This is a genomic window from Sandarakinorhabdus oryzae (assembly GCF_009733735.1).
In the GTDB taxonomy this organism is placed as follows: domain Bacteria; phylum Pseudomonadota; class Alphaproteobacteria; order Sphingomonadales; family Sphingomonadaceae; genus Sandarakinorhabdus; species Sandarakinorhabdus oryzae.
Map to the genome: position 1 here is coordinate 1 of NZ_WNJP01000279.1, position 2,285 is coordinate 2,285.

General features: G+C 70.5%; 3 protein-coding genes. All 3 read right to left on the minus strand.

Annotation, left to right across the window (positions count from 1 at the left end; translation table 11 throughout):
• Positions 1-152 precede the first annotated feature (152 nt).
• Entirely contained in the window at positions 153-872 is a 720-nt protein-coding gene (locus tag GJ693_RS15555; protein ID WP_197042271.1) for a PP2C family protein-serine/threonine phosphatase, read from the minus strand.
• A 13-nt stretch (positions 873-885) separates the two neighbouring features.
• Positions 886-1,470 carry a type VI secretion system-associated protein TagF gene (gene tagF, locus GJ693_RS15560; protein ID WP_197042272.1) on the minus strand — a complete coding sequence of 195 codons (585 nt, stop codon included), beginning with the start codon at positions 1,468-1,470 and terminating at the stop codon, positions 886-888.
• Between the two features lie 13 nt (positions 1,471-1,483).
• A partial coding sequence (locus GJ693_RS15565; protein WP_156257151.1) for a type VI secretion IcmF C-terminal domain-containing protein occupies positions 1,484-2,285 on the minus strand: 802 nt, incomplete at its 5' end.

A 2,285-nucleotide genomic window follows, 5' to 3' on the forward strand; every position in this document is an offset into this window, starting at 1 on the left:
AGAGACCGGTGGCTGCGACGGCGCGGCTTCGGGCGGCGGCGTCTGTCCGGCCAACGCGGCGGCCAGCGCATCGGGCGAGGCGATCACCGTCCGCTCGCCGCCGGCCGGGGCTGCTGGCGGCTTCGGGGCTTCGGGGGTCTCGTCCTCAGTGCTCATTCGTCGATCCGCATCAATTCGGTGACTTCCTCCACGGAGATCACGATCACCGTTACATTATCCGGGGCGCCGTGCGCCAGCGTTTCGGCAACCAGCCGATCGGCCACGGCGTTGGGCGACGGCAGCCGCAGCAGCCGCGCGATCGTCTCTTCCGGCACCACCTTGGTCAGCCCGTCGCTGCACAGCAGATACTGGTCCCCCGGCATGGCCTGATCATGAATGGCTTCGATCTTCAGTTCGGCCTCGGTGCCCACTGCGCGCGACAGCACATGCGCCATCGGGTGGGTTTCGGCCTCGCTGGGATCGAGCAGGCCGCGATCGATCAATTCCTGCACCACGCTGTGATCGCGGCTGATCTGCTGCAGCCCGCCGCGGCGGAAACGATAGGCGCGGCTGTCCCCCACCCACAGGCAGAGCAGTTCCGGCCCTTCGAGATGAATCAGCACCGCCGTTGTGCCCATCTGGCTGCCGGCCTTGGTGGCGGCATCGACGATCGCAGCATTGCCGGCGTTCATCGCCGCCACGATGGCCGGGCCGCGCTCGCTCACCGGGCCTGACAGATCAACCTCGGCGAGGTGGCCAACCAAAGTCTGCGAGGCCCAGTCGCCATGGCTGTGGCCGCCCATGCCATCGGCAACCAGCCACAGCGCCACGTCATCGCGCACCAGGCCCGAATCCTCATTCAGCTTGCGCACCAGCCCGGTGTGGGTGCGCATGGCAGACCGGTATCTAAGCCGCATGGGCGGTGGCTCCCCGCACGAGATGGTCCAGCGTACCGGCATCGAGCGCCTCCGCCGGCAGCGCCACCGGCGGCCCGGCGGCTGGATTGGGCACCCAGAAGGCGCTGCTGGCCGGGCAGGAGAGCGAGGCGAGGAAACGCCCAACGCCGTCAACCGCCGGCACCGCTTCGGCCAGCCGGCTGGCCAGCCCATCGGCATCCAGCCCGCCGGCCAGCGCGTCATAGGCGGCGGCTTCGGCCGTGGCAGCAAAAGCCGGATGCTGGCTCGCCACCGCCCACACGTCGGCCGCCGGGCCGGACACGCCGGCCACCAGCATGAACATGCGGCCGGCCGAATCCACCGTGGGCGTGATCACCCCGTGCAAGCACTCGCCCGCCGGCCCGGTGAGCCAGCAGTGCCAGAGCGGCGCATTGGCCATGGTTTCGGCATAGGCCCCTTCCCCCAGCGCGCCGCGCAGGGACGACAACCCCTGGGTGAGCCAGTGATCAAGCCGTGCCACCAGCCCGTCAGACCAGCCGCGCCAGACGAAATCGCCGTGCGCGGGCACCTTGCCGAACAGGCCGGCAGCCAGCATCAGCCCCTCCCCATCACAGCGCCGCCGGGCACCGCAGGGCAAACACCCCGTCTGCCGCAAACGGATCCGGGCCGGAAACCACCTCCACGTCCACCGCCGCTTCCGCCCCGAAGAAGAAACGATAGCGGCCATTGCCAAGCAATTGCTTGCGGCCCTTGTCGAGCAGGCGGAACAGCGACCACGGGCCTTCCTCGCGCAGCGTCGGGGCGGAACCGCCCTGCAGCGGCGCCAGTTCGGCGATCTGGCTGCCGGCAGACGACCAGCCAAAGCGTTCCGGCGCGCCACCGGGCACCAGGTCCATCGGCACGCCGCCGGTGCGCAGCCGCACGCCGCCCTTGATGCCCGGCATGGCGGAGACGCGCAGCACGAGATTGCCGCCCATCAACGCTTCCACATCGGCCACCCGCTGGAACTGCCGAGCCGAGGTGGCACGGAAGCTGCGCACGGTCGGCTCGGCAATCCAACCCCAGGCCTTCTTGCCGCCCGGCCGGTCGAGCAGGCTGCCCAGCGTGTCGCGGGCAAAGCCCGACATCTGGGACGCGACGCGCGACACGTCGGCCGGGGCCAGATCACTGCCCTTGCCGAACGGATAGCCTTCGCCGAACACGCGGGCGCAATCGGCGGCGACCATCTGGCTGTAGGCGGCGCGGATCTCGCTGGTGCGCTGGGTTTCAGCGGCATTGCTGGACCCGCTGGCCACCTGGGCGACGAACGCGCCCAGTTCCGGTGCGCCGGCGCTGGCGTTCTGGGCCGCCACCTGCAGTTCGGCTGCGGCCGCCGCGATGCCGGCGGCACCGCCGCCACCACCACCACCG